Raw genomic sequence first — 17,589 nt, forward strand, 5'->3', positions numbered from 1 at the left:
CTAGTTATTGGCCTTTGCCTTGCCTGCAATCTTCTCGCGTTCTTCACGTTCCGTGCCAGAAATCTTCCGCGGGGACAATCGAATGGTCGCAAGCAGACCGAGCACGAGGAAGCCCGATGCCGCGAACGCGGAGTTGCGGGTACCCGCACTGAACGAGTCTCGCGCCGCATCGACGATTGGCGCGCCCTGGGATTCCAGGCCGGGGATCGCCCCTCCGGCGCTGACCACCACGGCATCCACGACCTCGCTGCGCGCGGCTTCAGGAACTCCGAGGTCGGACAGCTGCGAGTCGAGCGCGGCGCCCGTGGAGACGAACAGGACGGTGCCGAGGATCGCGATACCGAGCGCGGAACCGATCTGCCTGGCAGTGCTCGCCGTTCCGGAGCCCTGACCGCTCTGGTCTATCGGAACGTCGGCGAGAACCACACCAGTCAATTGCGCGGTCGCCAGTCCCACTCCGATCCCGTAGACGAACAGGAACGGCACGATCGTCAGCCAGGAGGCGTTCGCGGTGATGACGAAGCCCAACCCGGTCACACCCACGATCTCGGCAGCTATGCCGGCGCGCACGATCGTGACCGGGGTCACCTTCTGCCCGAAGGCCCCAGACAGCGCGCTGGCCACGAACGAACCGATGGCGAGTGCGAGCAGCACGAAACCTGTCTGGAGGGCGTCGTAGCCGAGCACATTCTGCAACCACAGCGGCAGCGACAAGATGATGCCGAATTCTCCGAGGGAGACGATCATTGCCGCGATGTTGCCGTTGCGGAAGGAGGGAATGCTGAACAGCGCGAACGCGAGCAGGGTCGACCTTCCGGCCCGCTCGCGGTGAACGCCCCACCAGACGAATGCTGCTCCGGCACCAACAGCCAGCGCGAAGACCAGAGGGATCGGCGACAGTGCGTACGGCCAGGATGCATTTGCGATGGCGCGATCCCAGCTCGGATTGACCAGCCACCACCCATAGTTGCGACCCTCGATCAACCCGAAGACCAGGGCCGCGCTGGCCACCACCGACAGGATGGCGCCGACCACGTCGATGCGGCGCGCAGGGCCCGAGTCTCTGGATTCGGCCACGCATACGAGCACTCCGACGACGATGATGAGTGCGAGTGGAACGTTGATTCCGAACGCCCACCGCCACGAGTAGTAGGTGGTGAGCCAGCCGCCCAACAATGGGCCGAGCGCAACCATTCCACCGATTGTCGATCCCCAGACGGCGAAGGCGATCCCGCGCTCCTTGCCCCTGAAGGTGGTGTTGATCAAGGAGAGGGTGGTGGGCAGAACCATCGCGCCGCCGATTCCCTGAATGATCCGCGCCCCGATCAGTAGGTCGCCCGACTGCGCCAGAGCGGCGAACACCGAGGCTGCGGCGAAAATGACCACGCCGACCAGCAGGATGCGCCGACGACCGTAACGGTCGGCGATGGTTCCGAAGACGAGCAGGAGTGCGGCGAAGACCAAGGTATAGCTCTCCTGCACCCATTGCACCTGGGTCGATGTGATGTGCAGGTCGTTGACGATCGACGGGATGGCCACATTGACGATCGTCGAATCGACGATGATCAGGGCGACGGCGATGCTGATGAAGACCAGTCCCGCCCAGCGGCGGCGCGCGGAGGTCATGCGGTCACCTGTTGGGCACGCAGCCGCCAGAGGATGGTCGCAGCCAGCACGGCCGCCACCGCGATGATCGCGGTGATCGCGGTGGGAGTGGAGAGCAGTTCGCCGGAGAGACGGGCATGTGCCAGCCACGTGAGCCCCCAGCACAGTGAGACGGCGGGCGCCAACCGGCCGCGACCGGCGACGGCCAGCCCGATTCCGACCAGTCCGGCCACGGCCACGACCGCGATCGCCCACGCGGTGGCAGGGATCCCCCAGCCGGAGAACCCGATGGCTGTGAGCCATGAGGTGATGTTCGCGGCGGTCGCCACACACACCCAGCCCAGATACAGACCCATCACACCGTCGACGACCACGGCCTCGACGACACCGGATCCCGGCGTGCGCCGATAGAGCACAAAGATCCAGGCGAGCACCGCAAGCAGTGCGACGATCACGACGACGCTGAATGCGAGCCAGCCGGCCTGAATGCTGAGGATCCACGCCGCGTTCAACACGAGGGAGGCCGCGATCGGGTAGCCGAGCCTGCGCTGCCTGCCACTCGCGGCCTGGGCGGGCAGGAATTGCCACACCGTGTAGGCGACCAGGCCGAGGTAGATGACACTCCAGATCGAGAATGCGGGCACGGCCGGAGCGATCAACGTGGCATCCGCGCCGAGGGCACCACCGGCGGCTTCGGCTATCGGCGTGCCGCCGAGTGCCCCCGATCCGACAAGCGATCCAGCCACGGCGGCCACCATGCAGACGGCGACCGTGACCTGACGGATGCGGTCGCCGGTGTTCGGCCCGGCGTCAGCGAGTGGCTGGGCTGAAAGTGTTTCTACGGGTTGCCGTGTGTGCTGCGTGAACTGTGTCATGTGAGGTCACATCCTTTCGAGTGCGTAGGCGATGAGTAGCATCGTCACAAGGAATCCGACCGTGTAGTTCAGCCAGATGAAGCGTTTCCAGCCACGGTTGGCCATTCCCGAGTTCTCATCCGTGACAAAAAAGTAGGGCGCGGCGGTGGCGATGTAGGGCAGTACGAGCACAGCCGCCAAAAGGCCGGGCCACTCGGTGAAGAGCATGAGCACTCCTGCGGCTGCCCAGGCGATGATGGAGAAGCGAACGGTCCAGTGCGCGCCCATGACAGTCGCGATGGATTGGATGTTTCCTGCCCGGTCGGGCATCACATCCTGTACGGCGCCGAATGCATGACTGGCGATGCCCCAGAGGAAGAATGCCCCCACCACCGCCAACAGTTGGGGGGTGAACTGTGCGCCTGCGAGCACCAATCCGTAGACGGCCGGGCTGACGAAGTGGGTGCTGGAGGTCACCGAGTCAAGGAACGGTCGCTCCTTGAACCTCAGGCCCGGAACGGAATAGGCGATCACAGCGAATACGCTGACGGCGAGCACTGCCCACGACGCCGGGTCTCCGAGCAGCACGAGAACGACGATGAACGGAATGCAGGCTATCACCGCGACCCACAGGGTCAGCCGGTGGTTGCTTCCGTCGAGGACCGCCCCCTCCAATCCGCCCTTTCGCGGATTGGCGAGGTCTGACTCATAGTCGAACACGTCGTTGATGCCGTACATAGCCAGGTTGTACGGCACCAGGAAGAAGATCGTTCCGACCACAAAGGCGACGTCGACCCGCCCGGTCGTGAGCAGGTAGGCAGCAGCAAACGGGTACGCGGTGTTGATCCAACTGATCGGCCGGGAGGCAGTGAGCAGTTGCCGGACACGTCCGGGTGCGTCATCGGCATTCGTCATGGCCGCCTCAGCGCTCACCGGCGCGCCCCCTGCCCAGCAGCAGCCACAACGCCGGCAGCAGAAGCAACCCGGCCAGCGGGTAGGTGAAGTCTTCCAATGGTGCAGCCCCGATGAGCAGTCCCGAGATGTGGGTGTCGGCGTAGGTCATCAGGCCCGTACCGATCATCACATTGTCGAAGACCGCTGTCAGCACCATCACGACGACCCCGGCCGCCACGATCGGCAGCCACCAGGTTTTCGCGAGGCGCCGGGGGCGGCCGCTGGTCAACCAGGCGAGAAGGAACACCGCGAGGGCGACGAGCACGAAGATGACGCACAGCCACACGTAGGTCACGACCGGCTCCTTTCCCCACGCGTGAAGAGGTTGTGGAAGCCCATCACCAGCACCATGGTGAGGTAGCAGAGGAAGAGCAGAAAGACCGGCTCCTCCAGGGGAAGCTCCGGCGCCAACACGATACCCGTCATGATGGCGGTCTCACCGATGGCGAAGATCCCCAGACCGATTCCCACGAAGTCCCAGATCAGGAAGAACACCAGGCCAATGGTGAGCACGAGCGTCGCTCGCACCGCATCGCGCCAGAAGAACAGGCGGTAGCGCCAGTCGATCAGTGCCATGCAACCGATCGACGCGAGGAGGAACGCGAGGTAGAGAATGCTCACAGTGGCTCCGGCAGCGCGGATGCGCTCACGTCGTTCCGCAACCTTTTGATCACCAGTTCGGCGCTGATCAGACACATCGGCAACCCGATTCCGGGCACGGTGGTTCCGCCGGCGTAGATGAGCCCATCGACCTTGGCCGATGCGTTCTTTCCGCGGAGGAAGGCGCTCTGACGCAGGGTGTGGGCGGGCCCGAGCGCACTGCCCTTCCACGAGTTGAACTCACCCTCGAAGTCGGCCGGTCCCACGGTTTTGCGCACGACGATTCGTTCAGCCAGATCTGGGATCTTCGCCCAGTCTCCGAGCTGGTGGATGACCTCGTCGGCGACCTCCTCAACCTTTCGGTCGCCGCCGCCGTCCACCCCGCCGCGGCCGATACCGGGGTCGGCCGGAACCGGGACGAGCACGAAGAGGTTCTCGTGATCAGCGGGCGCGACAGTCGAGTCCGTGGCGCTGGGCCGGCACACGTAGACCGAGGCCGGCGAAGGCACCGAGGTCGGCTCGTTGAAGATGCGTCCGAAATTATCTGCCCAGTCCTCGGTGAAGAATAGGCTGTGGTGGGCGAGTTCCGGCAGCGATCCGCTGACGCCCAGATAGACGAGCACGGCACCCGGACCGGCAACTCTCTTCTGCCACCACTTCTCTGGATAGCTGCGCAGATTCTCCGACAACAGCGTGGTCTCGGTGTGATGCAGGTCGGCCGCGGAGACGACGAGGTCGGCGGCGATCCGTTTGGAAGCCCCGTCAGAATCGGTGAACTCCACCCCGGTCACGTGCGGGCGAGGTGACTGCCTCGTGGTGATCGTCGTGATCACGGAGGCGCGTGCCTCGGTGACGATCTCGACTCCCTCTGTTTCGGCCAGGCGAACCAGCGACTGGATCACCTCGGTGAAACCGCCGGCCGGGTAGTAGACGCCGTCCTTCAGATCCAGATGGCTCATCAGGTGGTACAGACTCGGAGTCATTGACGGCGATGACCCGAGGAAGACTGCCGGGTATCCGAGGATCTGCCGCAGCCGCACGTCCGCGAAGGACCGGGCGATGAAGCGATCCAGCGGTTGAGCCAGCAGCCGGCCCAGTCGCCCGGCGCGCGTGAGTACGGGCCCATTTACCAGCGGGCGGAACGACGCGAACGTGCTGTAGAGGAAGCTCTGCAGGGCAATATGGAACGTGTCGGTCGCCGAGGCGAGGTAGCGTCGCAGTGCGTTGCCGGCCCCGGCCTCGATCTGCTCGAACGTTTCGATGTTCGCGTTCATGTCGGCCACAATGTCCACAGGTTCAGGGTGCTTCTCGAAGAAGACGCGGTAGCCCGGATCCAACTTCTTCAGATCGAGCTGTTCCGCGGTCGAGGTTCCGAGCAACCGGTAGAAGTGATCGAACACCTCGGGCATCAGGTACCACGACGGGCCGGTGTCGAATCGAAACCCGTCGCGCTCCCAACTGCCCACACGCCCACCGAGTTCGGCACGCGCTTCGACCAGGGTCACCCGGTAGCCCTCGCGGGCGAGAAGCGCCGCCGTTGCCAGGCCGGAGATGCCGCCCCCGATGACGACGGCGGTGCCCGCAGTGGGGGCGGTCACCAGGTGCTCCGGATGACTCTGCCGGTCGAAGTTCGCAAGAGAATCGCCACTTTCGCGACATTATTGACCCGCGTTCGATGGTGAAGCAGGTCAGAAGCTGGAGTGACTCGGAGTTGGCGAGTGAGACGGCTGAACAGCCCGTGGGCGGCGGCGATGGCGGGCCGACACTCGCGCGGCAGGCCCGAAATGGTTTCGGCCGCGGCGTCCAGGTCTCGATCGATATCGTCGATGAGCTCGTGCTTCTGGGCTTCGGTCAGCCGGGCAGGGTTCACCGACGGGAAGTAGTTGCGGCCGAGCACCTCCCAATCTGCGGACAGGTCGCGCAGAAAGTTGATCTTCTGGAAAGCGGCACCGAGTCGGCGGGCTCCGTGCTCCAGGCGACGACGCTCGTCATCGCTGGGATTCTTCCCGTGCAGGAATACCTTGAGGCACATCAGCCCCACAACCTCGGCGGAGCCGTAGATGTACTCACACAGCCCCTCCTCCGTGAAGGCGACCGGGCTCAGGTCGCGGCGCATGGAGGCGAAGAACGGGACAATCAGCTCTGGCCCGATCCCTGTCGCACGGGCGGTGGCCGCGAAGGAGTGCACGACCAGGTTCGTGCTGTAGCCCGATTCCAATGCCTTGAGGGTCTCGGCCTCGAAGCCGTCGAGCTGTTCACGTTGCTGATCGAGGTCGAGACCGGCTTCGAACGCCGCCCCGTCAACGATCTCGTCAGCGACTCTGACAACGCCGTAGATGTTCTGGATATCGGGCCGCAGTTTCTTGTGCAACAACCTGGTGGCCATGCCGAACGACGTGGAGTAGCCACTGATCACTCGCGCCGAACTTCTCTGCGCGGTCAGGGTGTACAGGGCCAGGTTGGGATGTGTCTGTTCGTGCAGCCGTTGTGTCGTCATCGCAGTCTCTCCGTCGCACGGCGGGCGACATCCCGCAGCTTGATTTGAAGCGAAGCCGGCAGTGCCGGTGTTTCGAGCAACTCAATCGCCCGGTGGACGTGGTCGGCGATCAGGCCCTCAACGAAACTCCGCGCACCACACTGCTCGAGGATTCCCCGCACCACGTCGCCGTCGGCGTCGACGCCTTCCGCCCGCGCCAGGAGCTGCTTCAGGTCGTCCGCATGATTGCTCCGCAGCGCGTAGGCGACCAGAGCGGTGATCTTCCCGGCACGAAGGTCACTGACGACGCTCTTACCGGTCACCTGCTCATCTCCGAAGACACCGAGGATGTCATCGCGGAGTTGAAACGCGGTGCCCACCAGCCGCCCGAACTCACCCAGGGCCTTCAATGCGTCTGGTCCAGCGTCGGCCAAGATCGCACCCGCTTGGAGCGGGCCCTCGAATGAGTAGCTTGCGGTCTTCTGTTCCGCCATCGCAAGCACGTCGGTCAAGTCCGGGCTCTCTGCCCCGGTCGCGAACGCGACGTCGGCGAGCTCCCCAGCCGCGGTCACGAACACGCAATGGTCGAAGAGGTCGAGCAGAGCCAATCGCTGATTCTCGCAAATCGGCAGGCGCGCCAGAGTGGACTGCGCTGCTTGGATCAGCAGGTCCCCGGCAAGTATCGCAGACGCCTGACCCCAGAGCAGCGCATCTGCATTCGACGCTCCGCGATCAGCCGCGACCTCGGCGAAGGAGCCGACGATGTTCAGTCGTCCGCGCCGCACGGTGTCCTGATCGATGACATCGTCATGCATCAAGAACGCGGTGTGCAGAAGCTCGAACGCGGTTGCGGCGCTTACGGCGTGGGTGATCTGATTTCCGGCGAACTCTCGATAAACGCTCACCACGAGAGCCGGGCGAAGCTTCTTTCCGCCCTCGCTCGCCTGACGAGCAGCCTGCCACAGGGCTCCATATTGGCCACCGAGACCTTGAGCGATCTCGATGCGCTGATCAAAGAACGAGTCGATGCTGCGCTGGATCTCAGCATCTACATCGATGGATGCGTGGGGCTCGAAACTGACCTGCATCAACGTTCTCCTCTCACTTGTTCATCTCGGCTCAATCGAAGAAGTCCACTCCTGCCAACCGGAATCGTGTGATGAAATCAATTTCGCTAGCCTGGGAAAATTATAACCTAGCATGTATTACTAGCAAGCTAAATTAATTTATCTTCCGGTCGATGGCCGATATTTTTCGTATTACATTCCCCTCATCGCCGCGGCGGTGATCCGATTCGCCATGCCGTTGAAGATGATTCCGTGAAAGGGCAGAATCGCGATCCAGTACAACCGTCCGGACAAACCCTTGGGGAAGAAGATGGCTCTCTGCTGGTACAGCGCGCCGGCTCCATCCGGAACGACCCGCATCTCGAGCCAGGCCCGACCGGGCAGCCTCATCTCGGCGCGAAGAAGCAGGAGGCGGCCGCGTTCCAGACGCTCCACCCGCCAGAAATCCAGAGCCTCCCCCGTCTGAAGTCTCTGCGGATGCCGGCGGCCGCGCCGCAATCCCACGCCACCCACAAGCTTGTCCAGCCAGCCTCGAAGCGCCCACGCCAAAGGGAACGAATACCAGCCGTTGGCGCCACCGATTCCCTCGACGACCGCCCACAGTTTTTCAGATGGCGCCTCAGAACGTCGCTCTTTGAAGTCGATGAACACCTTGTGCCCGGCCCAGTTCGGGTCACTGGGCAACGGGTCGCTGGGTGATCCCAGCACAGATGAGTTCTGCCAGGTGGTCTCCACCTCGCCGGCTTCCATCTTTGCCAAGGCGAGACGAACTGAATTGCGGTAGCCGGTGAGCCCGCCCGGCGGCGGTGGAATGACGCCATCGATGTCGTGTTCGCTCGCCACGCAGTCATGCTGCAGGGAGGCGATAATGGGTACCGCAATATTCCGAGGAATCGGCGTGACCAGGTTCACCCACTGTGACGCAACCCACGGGGTGAGCACGGGCAGCGAGGCGATGTGGCGTTGCCCGAGACCGGCCTCGAGCGCATAGCCGTTCATCACCTGACCATAGCGGAGCACATCGGGGCCGCCGATGTCGAAAGTTCGGTTGATCGACGACGGCAATTCAGCAGCAGCCACCAGATAATACATCACGTCGCGAACTGCGATCGGCTGGATGAAGTTGCGCACCCACTTGGGCGCGGGCATGTAGGGAAGAACATCGGTGAGGTGTCGGATCATCTCGAATGACGTGGAACCGGAACCGATCACCACCCCGGCCTGGAATGCCACGGTCGGCACACTCGACGCGAGCAATATCTCGCCTACCTTCTTCCGTGATTGGAGGTGCACCGAGAGATCGCTGCCCTCCGGATGCAGCCCGCCCAGGTAGACGATCCGCCCCACACCGGCGTCGGCGGCCGCCTTTGCCACCGTACGGGCCGCCCGAGTCTCGATTTCCTCGAATTTCCCCTTGGCTCCCATCGAGTGAACGAGATAATAGACGACATCCTGGCCCTCGCAGGCCGCGGTGACCGCGACCGGGTCGGTCAGGTCGCCCTCAATGACCGAAACCTGCTCCGCCCAGGGAACATCCGTCAGTTTCTGTGGCGAGCGCACGAGGACAGTGACCTTGTACCCGGCCTCCAAGAGTCGGGGGACAAGTCTCCCGCCGATATATCCGGTTGCCCCGGTGACCAGAACAGATTTCATGCGTATGTCCTCTCCTGCGTGCGTTGTTTAAGACTCTGGTGCGCCGAGAGCGCCGCGCGCCGTGAATCGTCGAGGTCGACGATCTCTTCCGGGTAGGCGTCGGAACCCCACTCAGGCACGTGGGCTCGGATGTACGCGGATTGGGGGTCGAACTTCTTCGCCTGCAGTTGCGGGTTGAACACCCGAAAATATGGTGCCGCGTCGGCGCCAGAGCCAGCCACCCATTGCCAGTTGAACGGATTACTGGCAGCGTCTGCATCGACCAGGGTGTCCCAGAACCACCGTTCCCCCTCGCGCCAGTCGATCAGCAGGTTCTTGGTGAGAAACGACGCGGCAACCATCCGAACACGGTTGTGCATGGTCCCCGTGTGCCAGAGCTCGCGCATTCCGGCATCGACGAGGGGCACGCCGGTGCGGCCGCTCTGCCACGCGACCAGCGCTCGACGATCGAGTGTCGGCCACGGGAAGTCGTCGAACTCCGCCCGCCAATTGGCATCGGCGAGTTTCGGGAAGTGGAAGAGCACGTGCCAGGCGAATTCCCGCCAGCCGATCTCCGTGAGGAACCTCGTTGCCCCCTCCGCTGCCGAAGCGGAGAGCCCGGCGCGGATCTGGCCGACCTCGTGCCAGATCTGGTGGGCACTCAGCTCGCCCCACCGCAGGTGCGGCGACAGTCGCGAGGTGACCGGGTCTGCAGGGATGTCCCGGCCATCAGCATAGTCCTCGAGATCGTCGGCGAGAAAGCTGTGCAGCCGCTCCAGCGCCGCCGCCTCGCCCGGTGTCCAGGTGGCGCGTAGCCCCTCGGCCCAGTCCGGCCTGGTCGGCTGCAGCGCCCATGACTCCAGAGACTCAGAGGCGACGATCGGGGCCGGCCCGGAAACCGCTCGGGGCACAGGCATCGGGTGGCGTGGCTCGCCCCCACGGCGGCACGCACGCCAGAACGGCGTGAAGACCGAATACGGGGTGCCCGTGCCCGTGCGGATGGTCCAGGGTTCGAAGAGCAGCGATGCCTGAAAACTCTCGACCTCCGCGCCATCGGATCGCAGCTTCGCCTTCAGCCACGTGTCGACCGCGATCTCTCCGGCTCCGTATCGCCGGTTCCACACCACCGCCGTTGCGCCGACCTCCGCCACCAACTCGGTGACGATCCTTCCGGCTGGCCCGGCCCGCAGCACCAATGGAACGCCGAGATCGCCCAAGGATCGCTCGAGGGACAGCAAGCTTTCGTGCAACCACCACTTCGCGGCGCCTCCCAGAGGGCGGATGTCCGGTGACTGATCGTCAAGGACATAAAGCGCCACAACAGGCGCGTTCCGGTCGACCGCCGCGCTCAGTGCCGGATTGTCGGCCACCCGCAGATCGTCCCGGAACCAGACCACCGTTACATCGCCGGGCACGGCCGACGGGTCTTCTTTTTCACTCATCTGACACCTCGTCGTCGCGCTTCAGTGTTTTGCAGTGTACAGCCGGAGGGCGTGAGCCCCGTATTTCCCGCAGCGCATCAATCGGCTCACCGGCGGCGGCAAACCTCACAGACCACGCCCGTCCGAAAATCCAAAAAAAGAATTTTGCTCCAGATGCATCCAAACGGAGCACTTCGACGGAAGTGGTCATGAAAGCAAAATTCCGCCCTCGGGCGCTACAAGGAGGAACAACCATGCGCAAGCTACTCGCAACCGGCATCGCAGCCGGAGCATTCATCGCCGTCGCCGCGATTGTCCCGGCCAACGCGGCCGACGGGGATGCCCAACTGTCGGTTCTGCACGGCATCCCGGGCATGACCGTTGACGTCTACGTGAACGGCGAGCTCACGCTCGACGATTTCAAGCCAGGCACCCTCGCCGGCCCTCTGGATCTGCCGGCCGGCACCTACAGCGTCGCGATCACGGCCTCCGACGCGGCGGATGATTCTGATCCCGCACTCGGCCCGATCGACCTCTCCCTCGAATCGGGTGGAAACTACACGGCGGTGGCCCACCTCACCGAGAAGGGTGACCCCAGTGCCACGCTGTTCAACAATGACATCTCGAAGCTCGACGCTGGCGAGGGTCGTCTGACGGTGCGCCACGTAGCTGCTGCGCCCGCCGTGGATGTGCTCGCCGGCGACACCGCAGTGATCACCGACCTGAGCAACCCCGACGAGAAGGTGCTGAATCTGCCGGCCGGGACCGTTTCGGCTTCGGTCGCCGCGACCGGAACCACCGACCCGGTGATCGGGCCGGCCGATGTGAATGTCGCTGAAGGTGTCAACACCATTGTCTACGCCTGGGGCAGCCTCGAGGACAAGAACCTCGACATCGCCGTCCAGACCATCGATGGGCTGCACTCGAACCCCGACAGCATCCCCGCTGGCTCGGTCGGTATGGTAGCCACGAACAAGCCGTTCGATGCAACTGGCCTGTGGATCGGTGCCGGCTTCGCGGGACTGTTGGCCGCTGCCGGTGGAACCGTCGCGGTTCGCGCAAAGTCACGTCGCTGAGCAACTGAGAGACAAAGGATTACCCAAATGAACGCCGCAACGAGAAACCTCCGGTCTCTTGTTGCGGCGTTCGCCGTGGCAGCGCTGCTCGCCGGTTGTTCGATGACTGCCACGACTGTCGACAGCGCGGCCGCCCCTTCGACGCCGAGCGTGGCAGTCAGTCCGGCCCCACCATCGCCCAGACCGACGGCCCGAAAGGACGTACGAACGGTCAGCGCCGGCCTCGACACCCAGTCGCCGCAGGCAGTGCCGCCGATTCGCCTGCGAATCAACGATCTCGATATCGACATGACCGTTGAGCCCATCGGGCTTGCCACTGATGGTGCGATGGCACTCCCCGAGAATCCTGCGGATGCCGCCTGGTACCGCTACGGCGCCTGGCCGGGCAGCGATCAGGGATCGATTGTGATCGCCGCTCACGTCGACTCCTTGAACTATCCGCTGGGGCCGATGGCGAGACTTCCGGAGGCCGTGCCCGGAACACAGATCATCGTCACGACCGCCGACGGCACGGAGGTTGTCTACGTGGTCGCCGACGAGGGATTCGTGGTCAAACGCGATGTACCGTGGGCAGACGTGTTCGACCGCACGGGCGAACCGAGGCTGACAATCGTGACTTGTGGTGGAGAGTTCGACTACGAACGACGCACCTACCTGTCAAATGTGATCGTCACGGCGCTCCCCAGCGAGTGAGGCGTTCACTATGCTGGTTGCTACCATCACACGACCGAGTGGACTCGCACCCGCGTACCACCCCGGCGGAAAGGTTCGGCCTCGGTTCGATGGGGGAGGGCGCAAGCAACTGGTGACAGCATTCGGTGACGAGTCGGCCCTGGCGCTGGCCTTCCGCTCTGGTGACGAGCGCGCGTTGGCTGCGGCATACGCTCGCTGGTCGACACTGGTGCACACCCTTGCGCTTCGCACCCTGGGGTCGACCTCAGATGCCGAGGATGTGACTCAGCAGGTCTTCATCTCGGCGTGGCGTGGACGCTCCACCTTCGATCCGGAACGCGGAGTCCTGGGTTCGTGGCTGACCGGGATCACGAGGCGACGCATCGCCGACGCGTTGGAGGCCAGGTCACGCGCCCGGCGCGTGGAGGAGGCCAGCGCGGAGGCGGCGATGACCGCCAGCCACGTCGTCGATGGCGACCTGGTGGATCGGCTGGTGCTGGCCGATGAGCTGGCGAAGCTCGAACCAATTCCGCGAAAAGTGATGACGCTGGCCTTCTACGCGGACCTGACCCACGCTGAGGTCGCTGAGTCCACAGGAATCCCGCTCGGAACAGTGAAAAGCCATATTCGAAGAAGTTTGACCCGATTACGCACACGCTTGGAGGTGAATGATGCATCTTGACGACGAGAACCTGACCATGGTCGCACTGGGCGAGCGTGACCTTGACGGTGAAGAACGTGACCACCTGAGCCAATGCCGTCGTTGCTCGGGCGAATTGGATGCGATTCGCCGTCTCGTGACAGTCGGGCGCGCTGCCACAGATGTCGAACTGGTCGCCCCGGCTGCCGGGGTCTGGCAGGCGATCCACACCGAACTGGCGTTGAGTGATGTCGTGGTCGAGGACCCGCTTTCGGGCCCCGAGCAACTGTATTCCGACCCGAGCGTGTCCGACATCCCGGCAATCCCAAGCATTCTGCCCTCAGAAACCGAAGCAGAAGCCGAAGCTGATGACTCTGCTGGGGAATCCGCGCCCGTCACGCCGATTCACCGCGGGCGTGGCGGCTCCGGATTCGGCCGGTGGTGGCCGATGGCCGCAGCAGCCCTGTTCGTCGGGATTGTGACCGGAGTTGTTGGCACCCAGTTGTGGCCCACCGCGACGGAGACGGTATTGGCCCAGGCCGCGCTGGAGCCGTTCCCCAACTGGCAGGCATCCGGTTCTGCGCAACTCGCTGAAGTGGACGGCGTTCGCGAATTGGTTGTCGAGCTCGATGCTCCCACCGGGGGCCTGCGCGAGGTGTGGTTGATCGATCCGGAGACATCAGGGCTGCTGAGTCTTGGCCTCATGGATGGGACCACTGGCCAGTTCAAGATCCCCACCGAAGTCGACGTGAGCCGCTACTCGGTCGTGGACGTCTCGCAGGAGCCGGACGACGGCAATCCGGGCCACTCCGGCGACTCGATCGTGCGCGGTGAATTACACGACACCTGAGATCACGCACCGCTACGGGATCAGTGAGAGGCGGAACCGGTCGCCCAGGGTTCGTCACGAAGAGTCATCCGCTCGGCGACCTCATTGAGGAACCTGATAACAACTTCTCGTTCCGCCGGAGCCAGCGCTGCCGCAACCATGAACCTGTTGGCATGCATGCGGCCCACGGTATCCCTCGCAACGGCATGGGTCTCATCGGTGACACTGATCGACAGCGAGCGTCGATCGGTCGGATGGGGGCTGCGCACGATGTGCTCCCCACGCTCGAGTCGGTCGAGTAATTTGGTCGTTGACGCACTGGTGATACCGAGGTGATGTGCGATCGCGCCGGGCGTCACCACCTGTTTCTGATTCGCCGCCACGATCAGGTAATGGATTGCGCGCATCTCGGTCTGACTGAGCTGCATGAATTTCTGCGAGGCTTTCGAGAGCGCTTCCTCGGCCTCTCGCATCCGAGCCATTGATTTCATCACTCGGGTGATCTGCTCGACGTCGTCGGAGCCCATGTCGGATCGGTCGATCAGCTTTCCATCCGGATCGCTGGCGTTCACGTCGTACAGGGAGCGTGCAACTGAAGAGATTCGCTCCGCCGGCTGGGTAGCGATGCCCAGTCTGCCCTGCTGGGCGCCGATCTCGTTGTTCGACATTTCTCCATTCTATTATCAATGTGGGTATTATGCTGAGTTGATTGCTAGACAAGTGAGATATATGATAACAACAAGTTGTTTTGTCCTCACGGCAAAGCATGAACAACCCACACCTTCCGGCACGGTGGGCAGGGACGGCACTGTCGAGAGGAACTCCGTGGCGAACGGGAAACACAACGCAGTCAACGACACGGACTCCGATAGCGCTGAAGTGGTCGATCCTCTCGGTCGTGGAAGCGCGAAGAAGCGAGAGCGCGGTACCGCCACGAGTGCGCCCGGTCGCGGACCGCGGGTTCCCCAATGGCTGCGTGTCGTCCTTCCCGCACTGCTCATTCTCGTTTGGCTGACGGCTGCCGGCGTCGGTGGGCCATACTTCGGGAAGGTCAGCGAAGTCTCATCCAACGACCAGACCAGTTACCTGCCGACCAGCGCAGCTGCCACCGCCGTACAGAAACTGCTCGGCGACTTCCGTGACAGTGACAGCATTCCGGCGGTCGTGCTCTTTGTCGGCGACTCCGAACTCAGCGACGCCACACTGTCCACACTGCAGAAAGAACTCGACAGCGTCAGCAGGATCGATGGCGTGAACAGCGGAATCTCACCTCTGATCTCGTCGAAGGACGGCCTGGCCGCGCAGGCCTTCGTGCCGATCGACAGCACTGGTGAGATCGGTGACGTCGTGGAGGCCACGCGAACCACGCTCGCCGAGAACCTGCCCACCGGGGTGACCGTCTACGTCACCGGCCCGGCCGGGTTCACCAGCGATTTGATTGACGCCTTCAGCGGCATCGACGGACTCCTTCTGCTGGTCGCACTGCTGGCCGTGTTCGTCATCCTCGTACTCGTCTATCGATCGATCCTTCTTCCTGTGGCGGTTTTGGCCACCAGTTTGTTCGCGCTCACCGTGGCACTGCTGACCGTGTGGTGGCTGGCGAAGGCGGGGATCCTGCTTCTCAGCGGGCAGACCCAGGGGATCCTATTCATTCTGGTGATCGGCGCGGCCACCGACTACGCGCTGCTCTACACCGCCCGCTACCGCGAAGAATTGAGAAACAACGAAAACAAGTGGGTGGCGACCATGGCGGCGCTCAAGGGATCGTTCGAACCGATCATCGCCTCCGGCAGCACCGTGATCGCCGGACTCCTCTGCCTACTGCTCAGCGATCTCAAGTCCAACAGCGCACTTGGCCCGGTCGCGGCCATCGGCATCGCGTTCGCCATGCTCTCGGCCCTCACCCTGCTGCCAGCCATCCTCTATGCGTTCGGGCGAAGCGCCTATTGGCCCAAGCGTCCGCACTTCGAGCCGGATGTGGTGCTCGCCGAGGACGGCATGCACATCACGGGCGTCTGGGCGTGGCTGTCGGCCCAGATCCGCCGGCGTCCCCGGGAGATCTGGGCCGTCACGACGGTCGTTCTGGTGATCGGTGCGCTCGGGCTCACCCAGTTGCAGGCGAGCGGGGTACCCCAGAGCGACCTCGTGCTCGGCGCTTCTCAGGCACGTGATGGTCAGGTCGCCCTCGGCGAGCACTTTCCCGGAGGTTCCGGCAGTCCCGCCTATGTGGTGGTGCCCGAGGAGCGACTGCAGAACGGCGCCGACATCCTGCTCGCTTCGCAAGGCGTCGAGTCGGTGGCTGTGACCGCCGCCGACACTCCCAGTGGAAGCGCCGCTGTGACGGCAGACGGCGTGGTCGCCTTCGGCCCGCCCGGCACACCGGCGCCTGAGGCGACCGTCGTCGACGGTGACGTGCTGTTGCAGGCGACACTGACGGATGCCGCCGATTCCGATGCCGCGGAGCAGACGGTTCGCGACCTGCGCACCGAACTCGACGGTGTGGGAATCGTGGGCGGGGTCACCGCGACCGCGATCGACACCAACGACGCATCCATCCACGACCGCAACCTCATCATCCCGGTCGTGCTCATCGTGATCTTGTTGATCCTGATGCTGCTCCTGCGTTCGATCCTGGCTCCCGTGCTGCTCGTTCTGACAACGGTCATCTCGTTCGGCACCGCGCTGGGAGTCTCGGCGCTGGTCTTCAACGGGATCTTCAACTTCCCGGGGGCGGACGCGGCGGTTCCACTGTATGGGTTCGTGTTCCTGGTCGCACTCGGCATCGACTACAACATCTTCCTGATGACCCGTGTGCGCGAGGAGTCCCTGAAACACGGCACCCGCGACGGTGTGCTGCGCGGGCTGTCCGCCACCGGCGGCGTGATCACCTCTGCGGGCCTGGTTCTCGCCGCGACGTTCGCGGCGCTCTCCGTGATCCCGATTCTCTTCCTGCTGCAGCTTGCGTTCATCGTCGCATTCGGGGTGCTCATCGACACCTTCATTGTGCGGAGCCTTCTGGTTCCGGCCCTCGTGTTCGACATCGGGCCGGCCGTGTGGTGGCCGTCGAAACTGTCCCGCCGGATGGAACTGCGCCGCTCCGAGGCGATGCGCCAGTAGGGGCCGTTCAGCGGGGTGGGGTCAGGACTGCGCCGGGCGCCAGAATGTGCTCACCTGTAGCCCGGAGGGCACGGTGATCTCACCGTGCTTCTGGTAACCCACGCTTTCATAGCGGCGGTCATTGTCCGGGTTCGACGACTCCAGATAGGTCGGAAACCCGAGCAGGTCGATGCGCCCGAGGTTCTCCCGGAGCAGCGCCATCCCGAGTCCCCGTCCACGATGATCCGTGTGCGTGGCCAGCAGGCTCAGGTAGTAGTACGGCTCGGTCGGGCGCGCGGCGTCGAAGGCCCGGCCGATCGCCTGCACCTCTCGAGCGGCGGCCTGCCCGGCCAGTTCGACCAGGAACTCGTCGAATCCGGCCTCTTCATCCGCGGTCAACTCCGCAGCGCCCGGCGGGTACCACACGGTCGCCGCCTCGTAGTTCTTGGTGACGAACGTCCACGGGAAACGGGGCACCGCCGACGCCACATAGACGCGCCAGAGCGCAGCCATTTTGTTGAACCGCGTGCTCTTGTCCGAAAAGATCGGCGCCCAGAGCGGGTCGTCAAAGAATGCAGAGGTCACCGTCTCGACGACGGCGTCGACATCCGCCACCTGGGCGACTCGGCCGGGTACCTGAAGGTCAGTCATGACACCGGCCGTTCCT

The 17,589-nt window shown here is 63.9% G+C and carries 17 protein-coding genes; 5 read left to right on the forward strand and 12 right to left on the reverse strand.

Annotated elements, in window-relative coordinates; translation table 11 throughout:
• The 10 genes from DL891_RS01860 to DL891_RS01905 form a co-directional block, all read right to left on the reverse strand.
• Complete coding sequence (locus DL891_RS01860; RefSeq protein ID WP_111718684.1) at window positions 1-1,626, reverse strand: MFS transporter; 1,626 nt, start codon at window positions 1,624-1,626, stop codon at window positions 1-3.
• Window positions 1,623-2,480, reverse strand: coding sequence for a tryptophan-rich sensory protein (locus DL891_RS01865; RefSeq protein WP_368665613.1), 858 nt, complete (start codon window positions 2,478-2,480; stop codon window positions 1,623-1,625). The genes DL891_RS01860 and DL891_RS01865 overlap by 4 nt, the downstream gene beginning before the upstream one ends.
• A 6-nt stretch (window positions 2,481-2,486) precedes the next feature.
• Entirely contained in the window at window positions 2,487-3,374 is an 888-nt protein-coding gene (locus DL891_RS01870; protein ID WP_111718685.1) for a prenyltransferase, read from the reverse strand.
• Between the two features lie 7 nt (window positions 3,375-3,381).
• The gene (locus tag DL891_RS01875; protein ID WP_111718686.1) at window positions 3,382-3,708 is read right to left on the reverse strand and encodes a lycopene cyclase domain-containing protein; all 327 of its coding nucleotides are present in this window, start codon (window positions 3,706-3,708) and stop codon (window positions 3,382-3,384) included.
• The gene (locus tag DL891_RS01880) at window positions 3,705-4,034 is read right to left on the reverse strand and encodes a lycopene cyclase domain-containing protein (RefSeq protein ID WP_111718687.1); all 330 of its coding nucleotides are present in this window, start codon (window positions 4,032-4,034) and stop codon (window positions 3,705-3,707) included. Before DL891_RS01880 ends, DL891_RS01875 begins: the two co-directional genes overlap by 4 nt.
• Window positions 4,031-5,611, reverse strand: a complete 1,581-nt coding sequence (gene crtI / locus DL891_RS01885; protein ID WP_157962354.1) for a phytoene desaturase family protein — start codon at window positions 5,609-5,611, stop codon at window positions 4,031-4,033. Before crtI ends, DL891_RS01880 begins: the two co-directional genes overlap by 4 nt.
• Window positions 5,608-6,510: a phytoene/squalene synthase family protein gene (locus tag DL891_RS01890; protein ID WP_111718689.1), complete on the reverse strand. Its 903-nt coding sequence runs from the start codon at window positions 6,508-6,510 to the stop codon at window positions 5,608-5,610. The genes crtI and DL891_RS01890 overlap by 4 nt, the downstream gene beginning before the upstream one ends.
• Window positions 6,507-7,577, reverse strand: coding sequence for a polyprenyl synthetase family protein (locus DL891_RS01895; RefSeq protein WP_111718690.1), 1,071 nt, complete (start codon window positions 7,575-7,577; stop codon window positions 6,507-6,509). The genes DL891_RS01890 and DL891_RS01895 overlap by 4 nt, the downstream gene beginning before the upstream one ends.
• Window positions 7,578-7,748: 171 nt before the next feature.
• Window positions 7,749-9,209: an SDR family oxidoreductase gene (locus tag DL891_RS01900; RefSeq protein WP_111718691.1), complete on the reverse strand. Its 1,461-nt coding sequence runs from the start codon at window positions 9,207-9,209 to the stop codon at window positions 7,749-7,751.
• Window positions 9,206-10,630, reverse strand: coding sequence for a deoxyribodipyrimidine photo-lyase (locus DL891_RS01905; protein ID WP_111718692.1), 1,425 nt, complete (start codon window positions 10,628-10,630; stop codon window positions 9,206-9,208). The genes DL891_RS01900 and DL891_RS01905 overlap by 4 nt, the downstream gene beginning before the upstream one ends.
• 233 nt (window positions 10,631-10,863) lie before the next feature.
• Here DL891_RS01905 and DL891_RS01910 point away from each other — a divergent pair, with 233 nt between their 5' ends.
• The 4 genes from DL891_RS01910 to DL891_RS01925 are packed head-to-tail and all read left to right on the forward strand — an operon-like array spanning window position 10,864 to window position 13,847.
• Window positions 10,864-11,685, forward strand: a complete 822-nt coding sequence (locus DL891_RS01910; protein ID WP_111718693.1) for a DUF4397 domain-containing protein — start codon at window positions 10,864-10,866, stop codon at window positions 11,683-11,685.
• A 27-nt stretch (window positions 11,686-11,712) separates the two neighbouring features.
• The gene (locus tag DL891_RS01915) at window positions 11,713-12,378 is read left to right on the forward strand and encodes a class F sortase (RefSeq protein ID WP_111718694.1); all 666 of its coding nucleotides are present in this window, start codon (window positions 11,713-11,715) and stop codon (window positions 12,376-12,378) included.
• A 10-nt stretch (window positions 12,379-12,388) separates the two neighbouring features.
• Window positions 12,389-13,039, forward strand: a complete 651-nt coding sequence (locus DL891_RS01920; RefSeq protein WP_111718695.1) for an RNA polymerase sigma factor — start codon at window positions 12,389-12,391, stop codon at window positions 13,037-13,039.
• Entirely contained in the window at window positions 13,026-13,847 is an 822-nt protein-coding gene (locus tag DL891_RS01925) for an anti-sigma factor (RefSeq protein WP_111718696.1), read from the forward strand. The genes DL891_RS01920 and DL891_RS01925 overlap by 14 nt, the downstream gene beginning before the upstream one ends.
• A gap of 20 nt (window positions 13,848-13,867) precedes the next feature.
• Here DL891_RS01925 and DL891_RS01930 read toward each other — a convergent pair whose 3' ends face one another.
• The gene (locus DL891_RS01930; RefSeq protein ID WP_111718697.1) at window positions 13,868-14,494 is read right to left on the reverse strand and encodes a MarR family winged helix-turn-helix transcriptional regulator; all 627 of its coding nucleotides are present in this window, start codon (window positions 14,492-14,494) and stop codon (window positions 13,868-13,870) included.
• Window positions 14,495-14,819: 325 nt separating this feature from the next.
• On the opposite strand from DL891_RS01930, the gene DL891_RS01935 reads away from it, so the two are divergent.
• The gene (locus DL891_RS01935; RefSeq protein WP_232818969.1) at window positions 14,820-16,943 is read left to right on the forward strand and encodes an efflux RND transporter permease subunit; all 2,124 of its coding nucleotides are present in this window, start codon (window positions 14,820-14,822) and stop codon (window positions 16,941-16,943) included.
• A 21-nt stretch (window positions 16,944-16,964) separates the two neighbouring features.
• Here DL891_RS01935 and DL891_RS01940 read toward each other — a convergent pair whose 3' ends face one another.
• Entirely contained in the window at window positions 16,965-17,573 is a 609-nt protein-coding gene (locus DL891_RS01940) for a GNAT family N-acetyltransferase (protein ID WP_111718699.1), read from the reverse strand.
• Between the last annotated feature and the right edge of the window lie 16 nt (window positions 17,574-17,589).

Source organism: Homoserinimonas sp. OAct 916 (genome assembly GCF_003260275.1).
Taxonomy (GTDB): domain Bacteria; phylum Actinomycetota; class Actinomycetes; order Actinomycetales; family Microbacteriaceae; genus OACT-916.